The sequence below is a fragment of the Mesorhizobium sp. genome, assembly GCF_017306585.1.
Lineage (GTDB): Bacteria > Pseudomonadota > Alphaproteobacteria > Rhizobiales > Rhizobiaceae > Mesorhizobium.
The window spans coordinates 1-15,596 of sequence record NZ_JAFKIC010000258.1; the positions used below are offsets into that span (position 1 = coordinate 1).

The following is a 15,596-nucleotide window of genomic DNA, read 5'->3' on the forward strand; positions in this document are numbered from 1 at the left end:
CGCGGCCGGCTGGTATCGTCCTCGCCGCGCGGCTGCCGGGTAAGTACCGGCACAATAACGACAGCCCGGGGCGGACCCTTGGCTTCCGTCCCGGGTTGATTTGCTGGTTTTCCGCGAACCGTGCCGTCCGCGTCCTTCTCACGTGCCAATCAGGCGCCCTGGCTTTCCTCGCCATCGAACATCTGAACCGGCTGGCTCGGCATGATCGTGGAAATGGCGTGCTTGTAGACGAGCTGGGAGTGACCGTCACGGCGCAGCAGCACGCAGAAATTGTCGAACGAAGTGACCACGCCGGTCAGCTTCACGCCGTTGATCAGGAAGATGGTGAGCGGGTTCTTGCTCTTGCGAACTGAATTCAGGAACAGGTCCTGAAGGTTTTGCGATCGTTCCGCCATTGTTCTTGTCTTTCGCCGATCCCCTTCGGTTTGCAAGCCAATGCGCCAAATTGTCGGGCACATGTCAAGCGTGCAAACACCGTCTTGCCGTCAGTAACGACAAGCAGAACGAGATATATTGATGTTCATTCCACCTGTGCGGTTATCAGGCTGGACTTTTTTCCGCAATGTCAAAAAAGGCCTGCCGCAACGAAAGTGTTAGTGAGCCGGGGTGTCCATTGGCAACCGGATCGCCATCGATGGACACCACGGGCATGGCAATCGTGGTCGCCGAACTGATGAAGGCCTCGCGTGCCGCCTTGGCCTCGGCAACGGAAAAGCCGCGCTCCTCGATCTTGAGGCCGAGCTTTGCCGCCACTTCGAACATAGTCGTGCGGGTAATGCCGCGCAAAATCCCGTGATCGGCCGGTCTCGTGACCAGAACGCCATCCCGGGTGACGATCCAGGCATTGGACGAGCCGCCTTCCTTGACGTTGCCGTCGGTGTCGACGAACCATGCTTCCTGGGCCCCGGCCTCCTTGGCCCTCTGCTTGGCCAGCACGTTGGGCAGCAGCCCGACGCTTTTTATGTCGACGCGGTCCCAGCGATTCTCCGGCACGGTAAGCACCGCTATGCCGGTCTCAGCCCGTTTCGCACCGGCGGCGGGATCGGCCTTGCGGGCCGTCACAACAAGAGCCGGCTTGGTGTCGGTCGACGGGAAGACAAACTCACGGCTGGCAACGCCGCGCGTGACCTGGACGTAGACCAGGCCATTGACGACATGGTTGCGGTTGACGACTTCGCGCAAAATCAGCGGCAGCACGTTGCGCGTCACCGGCCAGCCGATCGACAGCTCGGTCAGCGAGCGGTTGAGACGGGCCAGGTGGCGCGGCATGTCGACGATGAAACCCCGCGCCACCTCGCAGACCTCGTAGACGCCGTCGGCGAACTGATAGCCGCGATCCTCGATATGCACGGCGGCATCGGCATGAGCGACGTAGCGCCCGTTCACATAGGCAATGCGCGGCATTGGTCACCTCAGGGGATTTGCTTGGGCCTGTTTAGGCGATTCCGCCTCGACCGTAACGGACAATCGCGTGGGCCACCGGGCGCCCGATCAGACGCCCAGCGACTTCAGCTTGCGGTGCAGCGCCGACCGCTCCATGCCGATGAACTCGGCGGTCTTGGAGATGTTGCCGCCGAAGCGGTTGATCTGCGCGATCAGATAGTCCTTCTCGAACTGTTCACGCGCCTCACGCAGCGGCAGCGCCATGATGTGCTGGTCGGACTGATTCGGCGTGCGTGGCATGACATCGCCGATCTCGGACGGCAGCAGGTCCGCGGTAATCGGCGAATCGACGTCATCGCCGCGCGCCAGGATCATCAGCCGCTCGACATTGTTGCGTAGTTGGCGAACATTGCCGGGCCAGTTATGCGCCTGCAGCACGGCAAGCGCGTCGTCGCCGATGCGGCGTGGCTTGATGCCGGCCTGGCGGGCGATCTGCTTCATGAAATTGTCGACGAGATAGGGGATGTCCTCGCGCCGCTCGGCCAGTCCCGGCACCATGACCGGAACCACCGCCAGGCGGTGATAGAGATCCTCGCGGAAGCGTCCGTCGGCGATCATGGCTTCCAGGTTCTGCGAGGTCGAGGAGATGATGCGGACGTCGACCTTGACCCGCTTGGTGCCCCCTACCCGCTCGAATTGCTGCTCGACCAGCACGCGCAGAATCTTGTTCTGCGTCTCGCGCGGCATGTCGGCCACTTCGTCGATGTAGAGAATGCCGCGATGGGCTTCCTCCAGCGCACCCACCTTGCGCTCGACGCCGTTCGATTCCGTGCCGAACAGTTCGATCTCCATGCGTTCGGGCGTGATGTTGGCGGCGCTCAGCGTCACGAATGGTCCGCCCTTGCGCGACGACAGCGTATGGATGGCGCGCGCCGCCAGTTCCTTGCCGGAGCCGGAGGGGCCGACGATCATCACGCGGCTGTTGGTCGGCGCGACACGCTCGATGGTCTGTCGCAACTGGCTCATGGCCGACGACATGCCGATCAGGTCGAAGGTTTCACCGCTGCGTTGCTTGAGGTCGGAGACCTCGCGGCGCAATTTCGAGGTCTCGAGCGCGCGTTCGGCAATCAGGATCAGCCTGTCGGCCTTGAACGGCTTCTCGATGAAATCATAGGCGCCGCGACGGATGGCCGACACCGCCGTTTCGATGTTGCCGTGGCCCGAGATCATCACCACCGGCAAGGTCGGGTGCATGGTCTTGATTTCGTCGAGCAGGGCCAAGCCGTCCAGGCGCGAGCCCTGCAGCCAGATGTCGAGGAAAATCAAACGCGGGGCCCGGTCGGCAATGGCCGCCAGCGCACTGTCGGCATCGAATGCCGTCCGGGTTTCGTGACCCTCGTCACTCAGGATGCCCGCGACGAGTTCACGGATGTCTTCCTCGTCATCGACGATCAGGATATCAGACGCCATTACCGACCTTTTCAGTTTCTCGTTCGTGTTCCGGCCTGCTTTCGCCGCGCGGTGGCGCGGCTGCCGCCGGCGGCAGGATGATGCTGATCATCGCGCCGCGCCCGCCATGAAAATCCTCGGGCGCATCGTGAAGTTCCAGCTTGCCGCCATGGTCCTCCACGATCTTCTTGACGATCGCCAGACCGAGCCCGGTCCCCTTCTCTCGCGTCGTCATATAGGGCTCCAGTAGCCGTTGGCGATTCTCGCGCGGCAGGCCTTTGCCATTGTCGATGACGTCGATTCGAATCGCGCCATTCTGACGGGCGGCTTGAATCCGGATTATGCCGTGCGAACCGTCATTCTGTTCCAGTCCGTCGATGGCCTCGGCGGCATTCTTGATCACGTTGCCGAAAGCCTGCGCCATCAGGCGACTGTCGAACGTACCCTTGAGCGGCTCGTTGCCAAACATCCGTTCGAATGTGATGTCGGCACGGCTGACCTCGACCAGGAACGAGGCCTCGCGCAAGGACTCGCGCAGGTCGATGGCCTTCATCTCCGGCTTGGGCATCCGCGCGAAGGCGGAGAACTCATCGACCATGCGGCCGATGTCCTCCACTTGGCGGATAATGGTATCCGTGCACTGGTCGAAAACCTCGCGATCCTCGGTAATGACCTTGCCGTAGCGACGTTTTATGCGTTCGGCCGACAGCTGGATCGGCGTCAGCGGGTTCTTGATCTCATGGGCAATGCGCCGCGCCACGTCGGCCCAGGCGGACGAGCGCTGGGCCTGAACGAGGTCGGTGATGTCGTCCACGGTCACGACATAGGATTTCTCCTCGGAACCGTCGTCGCCGGCCTCGATGGTGATCTGCACGTTGAAGGTCCGCTCGGTGCCCGCCCGATAGAACGTCACCTGCTCGCGATAGACGGGCTTGCCTGACTTGCGGCCGATCTCGAAGACGCGGCCGACATGCGGCAGAATGGCGGAAAGGTTCTGGCCGAGGGCCGCGGTGGCGGAAATGGCCAGCATCGATTCGGCCGAACGGTTGACGATGGTGATGGTGCCATAGGGATCGACACCGATGACGCCGGCGGTGACGCCGGCAAGCACGGCTTCGGAGAAGCGCCGACGCTCGTCGATCAGGTCCTTGGCCGACAGGATTTCGTTCCGCTGTGATTTGAGCTCCAGCAACATCTTGTTGAACGTATCGCCAAGCGAGGCGACATCGCCGTCCGACGGCCTGACGGGAACGGCGACGTCGAGATTGCCGGTCGCCACCTCGTCGGCAGCGCCTATCAACTGGCGGATCGGCCGTACCAGCCGGTCGGCGACGGCAATGCCGGTCCAGATCGCCGACAGGATGATGATCAGCGTCAGCGACAGATAGGGCAGCGCGAAGGCCACCTGCGAGGTGCGCCTGTTGTCCTCGAGGTTGCGGTACTCGTCGGTGTTGGACCTGACGATCTGCCGCGCCTTGATCACCTCGGGGTCGACCAGCCGGATGGTGTAGAGGTAAAGCCCCTCGATCTCGCGCAACTTGACGATGGCGCCCATGATGTTGCGCGTGCGTGGCTCGATCAGCACCGGCCGGCCGTCGGTGGCGCTCGAAACCGCGCCTTCCGGCGGCTCCGGCATGGCGAAATCGGCATCGGTCTTCGCGCTCATCACGAACGAACCGTCCGGTTTGATGAGCGCGGCGTGGGCCAGCGACCGGCCCACGGCTTCCTTGTTCATCAGGTCGAGAAAGCCTGTCCGATCAAGGCCATAGAGCGTGCGCGACGCATCGAGATCATAGGCCATCGACAGCGTCGTGCCCTGCAGGTTGCGGGCATTCTCCTGGACATAGGCATCCGCGATCGAGAGTGACGAATTGACGATCGTCTTGGTGCGGATCTGGAACCAGCGATCAAGACCGATGTCGAGCGTGATGGAGGCGATGATCGCTACCATGATGGCCGGAATGGCGGCGACCAGTGCGAACATGGTGACGATGCGGATGTGCAGCCGCGAAGCCGCCTTGCCATGACGTCGCGCCATTGCGATCCGGTGCACTTCGCGGCCGATCAAGGCAATGAGGAAGACGACGAAGGCTGCGTTGAGCGCGATCAGCGCCCAGGTCGTATTGGCATCCGGCGCGATCGGTGTCGCTCCCACCAGAATCGCGAACGAAATGGCCGCCATGATCAGCGCGCCGACGATGGCCACCACACCCGGCAGCGCCAGTAGTCTGCGCCCGTCGCGTGTGCCGGGTTCGCTGAAAAGCGGTTGGTTGAGTCCAGGTGCCTGCGGAGCCATGTCGCCGTCTAGAGCCAGTAATTGCGTCCGATCTATGCAACGCATTGTGGCGATTATGCAACAAGTGTGTCCCGAGCGGAAATCTTTAGCCGCTCGATCCCCCGAAAAACGGCGACATCAGGTCAGAGCTCAGCCTGTCCGTGACGATTTGTAGACATTGACGCCCAGCTCGCGAATCTTCTTGCGCAGCGTATTGCGGTTGAGGCCAAGCAATTCCGCGGCCTTGATCTGGTTGCCGCGGGTCGCCGTCATCGACGCCAGCACCAGCGGATATTCGACTTCGGCAAGAATCCGCTGATAGAGGCCGGCCGGCGGCAGTTCGCCGGCAAACGAGGCAAAATAGCGCTGCAGGAAGTGTTCCACCGCCTGGCCGATCGACAGGTCGTCGGGAATGAGGTTGCCTGCACCGGGCACCACGGGGCGCTCGCCGGTCTTGAGTTCCGCCTCGATGATTTCGGCGGAAATCTCGTCCTGCGAATAAAGCGCGGCCAGCCGGCGCACGAGGTTTTCCAGTTCACGCACATTGCCCGGCCAGGGATAGCGCTTCATCAGTTCGATGCCGCCCGAGGAAATGCGCTTGGTCTGCAGCCCTTCCATCTCGCCGAGCTTGAAGAAATGCCGCACGAGATCGGGCACATCCTCGGAGCGTTCGCGCAGCGCCGGCAGTCTGAGCGGCACGACGTTGAGGCGATAAAACAGATCCTCGCGGAACAATCCCTGATTGATCAGCGTGCGCAGATCCTTGTTGGTGGCGGCCACGATGCGCACGTCGGTCTTGATCGGCGTGCGGCCGCCGACCGTCGTGTACTCACCCTGCTGCAGGACGCGCAGCAGGCGCGTCTGCGCCTCCATCGGCATGTCGCCGATCTCGTCCAGGAACAGCGTGCCGCCCTCGGCCTGCTCGAAGCGGCCGGTGGAGCGGTTCTGCGCGCCGGTGAAGGCGCCCTTCTCGTGGCCGAACAGTTCCGATTCGATCAGGTCGCGCGGAATCGCGGCCATGTTGATGGCGACGAAAGGCCCGCCCCGGCGACGGCCATATTCATGCAGCGCCCGCGCCACCAGTTCCTTGCCGGTGCCTGATTCGCCTGAGATCATCACCGTGAGGTCGGTCTGCATCATGCGCGCCAGCATGCGGTAGATGTCCTGCATGGCCGCCGAGCGACCGACCAGGGGCATCGTCTCGGGCTGCTCCTCGGGGCGTGCGTCGATCTTCGGCCGGCGCGGCTCGGAAAGGGCGCGGTTGACGATGTTGAGCAGCTCGGTCAGGTCGAACGGCTTCGGCAGGTATTCGTAAGCGCCGGTTTCGGAGGCACGGATCGCCGTCATGAAGGTGTTCTGGGCGCTCATCACGATGACGGGCAGTTCCGGCCGCGCCTTCTTGATGCGAGGCAGCATGTCGAAGGCGTTCTCGTCGGGCATGACGACGTCGGTGATGACCAGGTCGCCCTCGCCCGCCGCAACCCAGCGCCAAAGGGTCGAGGCGTTCGACGTCACGCGCACCTCATGGCCGACGCGCGAAAGAGCCTGGTTGAGCACAGTGCGGATGGCCGCATCGTCGTCGGCGACGAGAATATTGCCGCGAGCGGTCATTTGCGGTCTCCTTCACCGTCTTGATCGGCGCCCGGCGCCGTCTCCTTCCAGGCTGGCATCAACACCCGGAACGTTGTCGCACGCGGCGTCGAATCGCATTCGATGATGCCGCCATGCTCGCCGACGATCTTCGCGACCAGCGCTAGGCCAAGCCCGGATCCATTGGGCTTGGTGGTGATGAACGGATCGAACAGGATCGGCAGGATATCCTCCGAAACGCCCGAACCATTGTCGCGCACGCAGAACTCGAGCGGCAGCGATACGCGGTCCTGCGTGCCCGGGACCGAAACCCGAATGCCAGGCCGGAAGGCGGTCGACAGCACGATTTCGCCCTGCGGGTCACTGCCGATCGCTTCGGCGGCATTCTTGACCAGGTTGAGGAACACCTGAATGAGCTGGTCGCGGTTGGCGAAGACCGGAGGCAATGAAGGATCATAGTCCTCCAATATCTTGATTTTCTTCGCAAAGCCGTTCTTGGCGATGGCCTTCACATGGTCGAGCACGACATGGATGTTGACGGGATAGCGATCGATCGGCCGCTCATCGGAAAACACCTCCATGCGGTCGACCAGTGATACGATGCGGTCGGTCTCGTCGGTGATCAGGCGCGTCAGCGCACGGTCTTCGTCGGACGCGGACAGTTCAAGCAGCTGTGCCGCGCCCCTAATGCCGGAAAGCGGGTTCTTGATCTCGTGGGCAAGCATCGCGGCCAGCCCGGTCACGGAACGCGCCGCGCCACGATGCGTCATCTGCCGGTCGATCTTGTCGGCCATCGACCGCTCCTGGAACATCACCACCACGGAGCCCGGGAATTCCGGCACTGGCGCGACGTAGAGATCGACCACCTTCTCGATGCCGAGACGTGGCGACGAAACGTCGACCCGGTACTCGTTGACCGGCGCCCGGCGCTCACGCACCTGATCGACCAGCGTCAATAACGGGCTGCCGAAAGGAATGAGCTTGGACAGCGTGTTGCGCGCAAGCATCGTCGCGCTGGAGCGGAAGAAATCCTCGGCATCGGCATTGGCGAAGGTGATGAACCCTTCCTCGCTGATCATGATCACCGGGCGGCGGATCGTGTTCAGCACGATCTGCGCGGCATCAGCCATTTGGGTGCCTTGGCCAACAGTGGCGTTCATGCGGCGCTCCGCAGGTTCAAGGATTGCGGATCACGCGAAAGCATGTCGCGCAACAAGGCAGTGACACGGGCCGGCTCGAACGCGGTCAGTATCGCCTTGCGGCTGTCTTCGGCGACGCCACCGGCATGGCGATCGAGATACCAGCCCAGATGCTTGCGCGCCTGACGGACACCGCTAGCGACGCCATACAGCCCCAGCATGTCCTCATAGTGGGCGATGACATAGTCGGCCAATGCCGTGGGCGTTTGCGGCACGTCGGCCGCCGGTTCACCAGCGTCAGCCGCGGCAATGCTGCCGGCAATCCAGGGCGCGCCATAATGCGCCCGGCCAACCATCACGGCATCGGCGCCGGACTGGTCGAGAATTTCGGCCGCCTCGGCCGGCGAACAGACATCGCCATTGGCAACGACCGGAATCGATACGGCTTCCTTGACGCGCGCGATCGCCCGCCAGTCGGCCTTCCCCTGGTAGAACTGGCAGCGGGTGCGACCATGCACCGTCACCATGCTGACACCGGCCTCTTCGGCGCGGCGTGCAAGGGTCGGTGCGTTGAGCGCGCCCTCGTCCCAGCCGAGCCGCATCTTGACCGTCACCGGCACCTTGACCGAGCCGACCACGGCATCGATCAGCGACAGCGCATGGTCGAGGTCGAGCATCAATGCCGAACCGGCATAACCGCCGGTGACCTTCTTGGCCGGACAGCCCATGTTGATGTCGATGATGTCGGCGCCTTCGCCGGCCGCGATCCGCGCGGCTTCGGCCATGTGTACGGCTTCGCGTCCGGCAAGCTGCACCATGTGGACGGGCAGGCCGGAATGCCGTATGCGCAGGTCGAAACCGGCCCTGCCCCTGGCGAGTTCGCCGCTGGCAACCATTTCGGACACGACAAGGCCCGCGCCATGCGCATAAGCGCGCTGCCGGAAAGGCATGTCCGTTATTCCCGACATCGGCGCCAGGAAAACGCGATTGCGGATTCCGACACCGCCGACATCGAGAGGCGCCGACAATCTGGTCAAATTAACCATGCACAAAAACCAAGCATGTCCATTCGTTGCACATTCTCTAGCCATATCGGCCACAATGTGCAACGCGCAATGACGCCACATTGAGGCGCAATTGGGAAAATGTCGGCCTTCCGCTCTTGCCGCGATGCAGGCACCGGGCGTCCTTCAAGGCGCCAAAGGACGCTTTGTGTGTTTAGATTTGGCGTACGATCTTTCCGAAAACCGATTACACTTTTCAGGATCGTGCGCTAAGCCAATCGGCATGGCTGACGCAAGCGACAACAGGGCTTTGAACACGGGGGGCAAGGTAGCCGTGGTCATCGTTGCCGCCGGCCGGGGCGCGCGCGCTGGACAGGCCGACGGTCCGAAGCAATATCAGCGCATCGGCGGCCGCGCCGTCATCGCTCGTGTGCTCGATATTTTCCTGGCGCATCCACGCATCGGTGAGATCGTCGTGGCGATCCACGCCGAGGATGATGAGCTTTTCCGTCAGGCAGTAGGTGCTCATGCGGATCGGGTGACCGCAATTGCCGGAGGCGCCACCAGGCAGGATTCGGTCCGGCTCGGATTGCAGGCTTTGCGAAGCCACGCCCCCGACAAGGTCCTCATTCACGACGCGGCCCGCCCTTTTGTCGACGCGGAGCTTATCGACCGGACCATTGCGGCCATCGGCGAGCGCGAAGGCGCGCTCCCGGCCCTCCCCGTCGCTGATACTTTGAAGCGGGAATCCGCAGGTGGCGTGGTCAGCGAGACTGTTTCCAGAAGCGGGCTCCACGCCGCACAGACCCCGCAGGGCTTTCCATTCACTGCGATCATGACGATGCATGAAGAAGCCTATCATCGCGGCAGATCCGACTTTACCGACGACGCAGCGATCGCCGAATGGATGCAGATGCCGGTAAAGATCGTTGCCGGCTCGCCGGACAATGTCAAACTCACCTGGGCACGGGACATAGCGATGGCCGACCAAAGACTTTCCGGCGAGCGCGTTCGCTTCCCCGACATCCGTACCGGCAACGGCTACGACGTCCATGCCTTCGAGCCTGGCGACCACGTGACCTTGTGTGGCGTCGCCATTCCACACGGGAAGAAGCTGTCGGGCCATTCGGACGCCGATGTCGGCCTGCATGCCCTGACGGATGCACTGCTGGCGACATGCGGCGCCGGCGACATCGGCACGCATTTCCCGCCTTCCGACCCGCAATGGAAGGGTGCGGCCTCGCGGCTGTTCGTCGAGTATGCAGCCGGACTGGTGCGCGAGCGCGGCGGCCGCATCGCCAATGCCGACATCACGCTGATCTGCGAGGCGCCCCGTGTCGGCCCGCATCGGGAGGCCATGACGGCAGCACTCTCTCTGATGCTGGGCATTTCCCCCGACCGCATCTCGGTCAAGGCGACAACCAACGAGAAGCTGGGCTTCGTCGGCCGCGAGGAAGGCATAGCGGCAATCGCCACGGCGAGCGTTGTGTTCCCAGGAGACGTTCCCGAATGAGCAACGCCGAACTCGCAATCGCCCTGCTTGGGGCCTGCCAGAAACGCGACATCATGCTGGCGACGGCCGAAAGTTGCACCGGTGGCCTGATCATTGCCGCCCTGACCGACATTGCCGGTTCGTCCGCCGTGGTCGACCGCGGCTTCATCACCTATTCCAACGAAGCCAAGATGGAGATGCTCGGCGTATCGGCCGCGACGCTCGACGCTCATGGCGCGGTTTCGCGAGAGACGGTGCTGGAGATGGCAGCAGGCGCGCTTTCGCATTCACGAGCAAGTCTCTCCCTGGCTGTCACCGGCATTGCCGGCCCCGGCGGCGGCTCGGCGGACAAGCCGATCGGCCTCGTCTGGTTCGGGATCGCCGTGGCCGGACGACCGGTCGTCGCCGAGTGCCAGCTGTTTGGTCACAAGGGCCGCGAATTCATTCGTCACGAGACGGTCAGGCACGCGCTGCAGCTCGGGTTGCGCGCGCTGGACTGACGTCACGACCCGGAAACAGGCAGGCCCGAATGGGGTGAGCTTGCGCCGTAGATCACGTCTGCGCGCTTTTCGAAGGCTTCCGCGAACATGCGGAAGGCTCGGTCGAACATGGTGCCCATAAGGGCGCCCAGGATGCGGCTCTTGAACTCATAGTCGATGAAGAAGCGGACGGCGCAACCGGCGCCGTCGGGCTCGAAGCGCCAGACATTGCTCAGATATTTGAACGGTCCGTCGATGTACTTCACATCGATGGCGTTTTCGTCGGGCTTCAGCAGAACCTGTGTGGTGAAGGTCTCGCGGATCGCCTTGTAGCCGATGCTCATATCGGCGACGAGAATGGTGCGTCCATCCCGTTCCTTGCGCGAGCGCACCGACAGAGCTTCGCACAGCGGCAGGAATTGCGGATAGGCCTCGATATCGGCGACCAGCGCAAACATCTGCTGCGGCGTGTGGGCAACACGGCGGGTGGCTTCGAATTTCGGCATCAACCGGCTCTAAAGCGCGTGGTGTCGAGACGGAGTCATGCGCCGCGCTTCAGCTCGCTCTTATGCATCAGAGCGATTTCTGGAGCTGCGCTTCACGCGCGGCCCGCAACCGGGCAAAATCGTCACCGGCATGGTGCGATGAGCGCGTCAGCGGGCTCGACGCCACCAGCAGAAAGCCCTTGGTCTTGCCGATCGTCTCGAAGGACTTGAACTCCTCCGGCGTGACGAAGCGGATCACCGGATGGTGCTTCTTCGACGGCTGCAGATACTGGCCGATGGTCATGAAGTCGACATTGGCCGAACGCAGATCATCCATCAGTTGCAGGACCTCGTTCCGCTCCTCGCCAAGGCCCACCATGATGCCGGACTTGGTGAAGATCGACGGGTCGAGTTCCTTGACCCGCTGCAGCAGTCGGATCGAATGGAAGTAACGGGCGCCGGGCCGGACTTTCAGATAGTTCGACGGCACAGTCTCCAGATTGTGGTTGAAGACATCGGGCTTTGCCGCCACGACGATCTCCAGCGCCCCATCCTTGCGCAGGAAGTCCGGAGTCAGGATCTCGATCGTGGTCGAAGGCGTTGCCGCGCGTATCGCAAGGATGACGTCGGCAAAATGCTGCGCTCCGCCATCGGCAAGATCGTCACGATCGACGGAAGTGATGACGACGTGACTCAACCCCATCTGCTTCACAGCATGCGCGACGCGGGCCGGCTCATCGGGATCCAGCGCCGTCGGAATGCCGGTGGCGACGTTGCAGAACGCGCAGGCGCGCGTGCAGATCTCGCCCATGATCATGAAGGTGGCGTGCTTCTTCTCCCAGCACTCGCCGATATTGGGGCAGCCCGCCTCCTCGCACACGGTCACCAGCTTGTGCGACTTCACGATTTCGCGTGTTTCGGCATAGCCTTTCGATACCGGCGCCTTGACGCGGATCCAGTCGGGCTTGCGCAGCACCTCCTGGTCGGGCTTGTGCGCCTTCTCGGGGTGCCGCAGGCGCGGCGCGTTGGCGATCGTGTCGAGAACGGTGACCATCTGAACCCTGGCTTTGCTTGCGACCGCTCGCCGGCGGTCGTCACTTTTACGTCATCTAGGACTTTTCGACCCAAAGAAAAAGGCTGCAGCGGCGCATGCCGCTACAACCGTTTTCGCATGGCCGGAGACGATACCGGCTAGCGGCGCACCAGGCGACCGACCCAGATCAGCAGGCAGGCACCGATGAAGCCGGTGATCAGATAGGCGGTCCAGCCGACGCCGAAGACGCCAATGTTGAGAGCCTGCAGGATGGCGTTCAATACGACCGCTCCAACGATGCCCATGATAATGTTCATGAAAATGCCGGTGTTGCTCTTCATGACCATTTCGGCAAGCCAGCCTGCCAGGCCGCCGATGATGATGGCTGCGATCCAGCCCACGCCGTTCAAGTGCATATGCCTTCTCCTTGCGCGCGTAAAAATGCATCCCAAAACGAACTGCTTCGCCGTCGAAACCCCGCAGCCTTCGCGGCCGAGTCTCTTGCGACGAATCTATCACGCGTTGAGCGCCCGGCCATAGGCGTCGAGCACGCTCTCCTTCATCATCTCCGACAGCGTCGGATGCGGGAAGATGGTGTGCATAAGCTCTTCCTCTGTGGTCTCAAGATTCATGGCGACGACAAAACCCTGGATCAGTTCGGTCACCTCGGCGCCGACCATATGCGCGCCGAGCAACTGGCCGGTTTTCTTGTCGAAGATGGTCTTGACCAGGCCCTGATCTTCGCCGAGCGCAATGGCCTTGCCGTTGGCGACGAAGGGGAAGCGGCCGACCCGGATGTCCTTGCCCTCGGCCTTGGCCCTGGCTTCCGTGAGGCCGACGGAGGCGACCTGCGGGCTGCAATAGGTGCAGCCCGGAATCTTCAGCTTGTCCATCGGGTGAACATTGGGCAGGCCGGCGATCTTCTCGACGCAGATGACGGCTTCATGTTCCGCCTTGTGGGCGAGCATCGGCGGGCCGGCGACGTCGCCGATGGCATAGAGCCCGGCCACGTTGGTCTTGCCATAGCTGTCGATGACGATGCAGCCGCGCTCGGTCTTCACGCCGAGCGCCTCGAGGCCGAGATTCTCGATGTTGCCCTGCACGCCGACGGCCGAGATCATGCGGTCGGCGGTGATCTTTTCGACCTTGCCGTCCTTCATCTCGACGTGGGCGGTAATGGAGTTCGCGCCCTTTTCGACTTTCGCCACCTTGGCCTCGAGCAGGATCTTCATGCCCTGCTTCTCGAACTGTTTCTTGGCGAAAGCCGAGATTTCCGCGTCTTCGACCGGCATGACGGTCGGCATCACCTCGACCACGGTCACGTCCACGCCCATCGTGCGGTAGAACGAGGCGAATTCGATGCCGATGGCGCCCGATCCCATCACCAGCAGCGACTTGGGCATCTCCGGCGGCACCATGGCCTCGAAATAGGTCCAGATCAGCTTGCCGTCCGGTTCGATGCCCGGCAGCGCGCGCGGCCTGGCGCCGGTGGCGATGATGATGTGCTTGGCGGTGTAGGTGCCCTCGCCCTTGGTGTTCTTGGGCAGCGGCGCCTGCGGCTCCATCGGCTTCTTGGACGTCTTTGCGACGACGATCTCATTGGCCTTGGTCAGCTTGGCCTCGCCCCAGATGACGTCGACCTTGTTCTTCTTCATCAGGAAACCGACGCCGGCGTTCATGCGCTGCGCAATTCCGCGCGAGCGGTCGACAATCGCCTTCAGGTCGGCCTTGACCGTACCCTCGACCTTCAAGCCATAGTTCTTGGCGTGATCCGCATAGTGCATGATCTCGGCCGAACGCAGCAGCGCCTTGGTCGGAATGCACCCCCAGTTCGAACAGATGCCAGCCAGGTGCTCACGCTCCACGATCGCCGTCTTGAGGCCGAGCTGCGCGGCACGAATGGCCGCGATGTAACCGCCGGGGCCGGAGCCGATGATAATGACGTCGTAGTTCTCAGCCACGTTCTTCTCCTTGGATTCACAATTCCAGCATGACGCGCACGATCGGCGTCAGCGCCTTGCCGATATTTCGCGTGTTTTCGGCATCGAGATGGACACCGTCGAGCGGCGTGGTCCGCGCCACGCCGCCGGCATCGAAAACGCCGCAGCCGACTTCATCGGCAAGCGCGGCGTATTGCGGTGCAAGCTGTTTGGAGGCGTCATCGCCGCCGGCGAACATCGCCTTGAAATCGGCATTCTCGGTGCGACTGACAAGAGGCGGCGAAACGATCAGAATCTCAGGCGCGGCCCAGTCGAACGGATAGTCGTGGCCACGCACGATATCGATCAGCCGTTGGATGCCGTATTTGGCCGCAACCGGATTGCCGTGAATCCAGGGCTTCATGTCGTTGGCGCCGAGCATGATCACGATCAGATCGATCGGGGCGTGCGTCGCCAGAACCGTCGGCAACATCCTGGCGCCGTTGCGGTCGGCGCCGGCCATATGATCGTCGAATGCGGTCGTGCGGCCGTTGAGGCCCTCGGCAATGACGTTCACCCCGTCGCCGAGGCCGGCTTGCAAAACGCTCGGCCAACGATCCTCGAGCGCATGGCGGCCACCTTCGGCATTGTAGCCCCAGGTCAGCGAGTCGCCGTAGCAAAGCACGGTTTTCATCCGTTTATCCTGCCTTTATACCGGCGATGCCGCGTTGCACGCGCCAGCGTACGAACAGCCAATGCACGATGATCGTGACCAGGCCCGGCAGACCAAGCCCGGCAACCATCGGCATGTCTTTCCTGACCACGGCGGCGCTGCTGTCGCTGTAGAGGATCAATGCGATCAACAGAGCAAGCAGCACCACAAACACAATCAGCGTCCACTTGCCCGTCCTGGCCACGGCCGCGACCGGATCGTTCATCAGCTGGGCCACGAAGAAGACGAAGGTGACGACAAAAGTCACCAGCACCGAGAACATGAAGACGATGACGTATTCTTCCTCGGCGCCGGTGGCGACCGCGAGTTCCTGCGCGGTTAGCCCGCCGAGAAACCCGGAAATGATGAAGGCGAAAAGGCTGGTGAAGAATGTCCGCACAGCCCTTTTTCCTTCCTACACCAGCATGCCCATCGGGTTCTCGATCAGCCGCTTGAAGGCGACCAGCAGTTCCGCCCCCAGCGCGCCGTCGACAGCACGATGGTCGGTCGAAAGCGTCACCGACATCACGGTGGCGATCTTGATCTCGCCGTTCTTGACCACCGCCCGCTCCTCGCCGGCGCCGACCGCCAGGATCGTCGCGTGCGGCGGGTTGATAACCGCGGCGAAATCCTTGA

The 15,596-nt window shown here is 62.7% G+C and carries 16 protein-coding genes and 1 pseudogene; 2 read left to right on the top strand and 15 right to left on the bottom strand.

What is annotated here, in order from left to right:
* The 8 genes and pseudogenes from J0I79_RS35185 to dusB form a co-directional block, all read right to left on the bottom strand.
* Positions 1–149: pseudogene (locus J0I79_RS35185) on the bottom strand (GTPase HflX); the annotation flags it as partial.
* Positions 150–395: an RNA chaperone Hfq gene (gene hfq, locus J0I79_RS30605; protein ID WP_006202172.1), complete on the bottom strand. Its 246-nt coding sequence runs from the start codon at positions 393–395 to the stop codon at positions 150–152.
* A 145-nt stretch (positions 396–540) separates the two neighbouring features.
* On the bottom strand, positions 541–1,404 hold the full coding sequence (locus J0I79_RS30610) for a D-amino-acid transaminase (protein ID WP_292868383.1): 864 nt from the start codon (positions 1,402–1,404) through the stop codon (positions 541–543).
* An 87-nt stretch (positions 1,405–1,491) separates the two neighbouring features.
* The gene (locus tag J0I79_RS30615) at positions 1,492–2,853 is read right to left on the bottom strand and encodes a sigma-54 dependent transcriptional regulator (RefSeq protein ID WP_137934862.1); all 1,362 of its coding nucleotides are present in this window, start codon (positions 2,851–2,853) and stop codon (positions 1,492–1,494) included.
* A complete protein-coding gene (locus tag J0I79_RS30620; RefSeq protein WP_292868387.1) occupies positions 2,843–5,128 on the bottom strand; it encodes a PAS domain-containing sensor histidine kinase in 2,286 nt (761 codons plus the stop codon). Before J0I79_RS30620 ends, J0I79_RS30615 begins: the two co-directional genes overlap by 11 nt.
* 129 nt (positions 5,129–5,257) lie before the next feature.
* Positions 5,258–6,718 (bottom strand): nitrogen regulation protein NR(I), encoded by a 1,461-nt coding sequence (gene ntrC / locus J0I79_RS30625; RefSeq protein ID WP_292868389.1) that lies wholly within the window; start codon positions 6,716–6,718, stop codon positions 5,258–5,260.
* Positions 6,715–7,857, bottom strand: a complete 1,143-nt coding sequence (locus tag J0I79_RS30630) for a nitrogen regulation protein NR(II) (RefSeq protein ID WP_292868392.1) — start codon at positions 7,855–7,857, stop codon at positions 6,715–6,717. The genes ntrC and J0I79_RS30630 overlap by 4 nt, the downstream gene beginning before the upstream one ends.
* Complete coding sequence (gene dusB, locus J0I79_RS30635) at positions 7,854–8,882, bottom strand: tRNA dihydrouridine synthase DusB (protein ID WP_292868395.1); 1,029 nt, start codon at positions 8,880–8,882, stop codon at positions 7,854–7,856. The genes J0I79_RS30630 and dusB overlap by 4 nt, the downstream gene beginning before the upstream one ends.
* Positions 8,883–9,123: 241 nt before the next feature.
* Between dusB and J0I79_RS30640 the strand changes: the two genes are divergently transcribed.
* Complete coding sequence (locus J0I79_RS30640) at positions 9,124–10,353, top strand: bifunctional 2-C-methyl-D-erythritol 4-phosphate cytidylyltransferase/2-C-methyl-D-erythritol 2,4-cyclodiphosphate synthase (RefSeq protein WP_292868398.1); 1,230 nt, start codon at positions 9,124–9,126, stop codon at positions 10,351–10,353.
* The gene (locus tag J0I79_RS30645; RefSeq protein WP_292868401.1) at positions 10,350–10,832 is read left to right on the top strand and encodes a CinA family protein; all 483 of its coding nucleotides are present in this window, start codon (positions 10,350–10,352) and stop codon (positions 10,830–10,832) included. The genes J0I79_RS30640 and J0I79_RS30645 overlap by 4 nt, the downstream gene beginning before the upstream one ends.
* A 2-nt stretch (positions 10,833–10,834) precedes the next feature.
* Here the strand turns inward: J0I79_RS30645 and J0I79_RS30650 are convergent, their stop codons facing one another.
* From J0I79_RS30650 to J0I79_RS30680, 7 genes are all read right to left on the bottom strand, one after another.
* Positions 10,835–11,317: a type II toxin-antitoxin system RatA family toxin gene (locus tag J0I79_RS30650; protein ID WP_292868405.1), complete on the bottom strand. Its 483-nt coding sequence runs from the start codon at positions 11,315–11,317 to the stop codon at positions 10,835–10,837.
* Positions 11,318–11,384: 67 nt separating this feature from the next.
* Entirely contained in the window at positions 11,385–12,350 is a 966-nt protein-coding gene (lipA, locus tag J0I79_RS30655) for a lipoyl synthase (protein WP_292868408.1), read from the bottom strand.
* A 137-nt stretch (positions 12,351–12,487) separates the two neighbouring features.
* Positions 12,488–12,745, bottom strand: coding sequence for a GlsB/YeaQ/YmgE family stress response membrane protein (locus J0I79_RS30660; protein WP_027142753.1), 258 nt, complete (start codon positions 12,743–12,745; stop codon positions 12,488–12,490).
* A gap of 99 nt (positions 12,746–12,844) precedes the next feature.
* On the bottom strand, positions 12,845–14,290 hold the full coding sequence (gene lpdA, locus J0I79_RS30665) for a dihydrolipoyl dehydrogenase (protein WP_292868411.1): 1,446 nt from the start codon (positions 14,288–14,290) through the stop codon (positions 12,845–12,847).
* Positions 14,291–14,306: 16 nt separating this feature from the next.
* Positions 14,307–14,942, bottom strand: a complete 636-nt coding sequence (locus J0I79_RS30670) for an SGNH/GDSL hydrolase family protein (protein ID WP_292868414.1) — start codon at positions 14,940–14,942, stop codon at positions 14,307–14,309.
* 4 nt (positions 14,943–14,946) lie between these two features.
* Positions 14,947–15,360, bottom strand: a complete 414-nt coding sequence (locus tag J0I79_RS30675) for a hypothetical protein (RefSeq protein ID WP_292868417.1) — start codon at positions 15,358–15,360, stop codon at positions 14,947–14,949.
* Positions 15,361–15,375: 15 nt separating this feature from the next.
* The coding region (locus J0I79_RS30680) for a 2-oxo acid dehydrogenase subunit E2 (RefSeq protein ID WP_292868419.1) at positions 15,376–15,596 on the bottom strand (221 nt) is incomplete at its 5' end.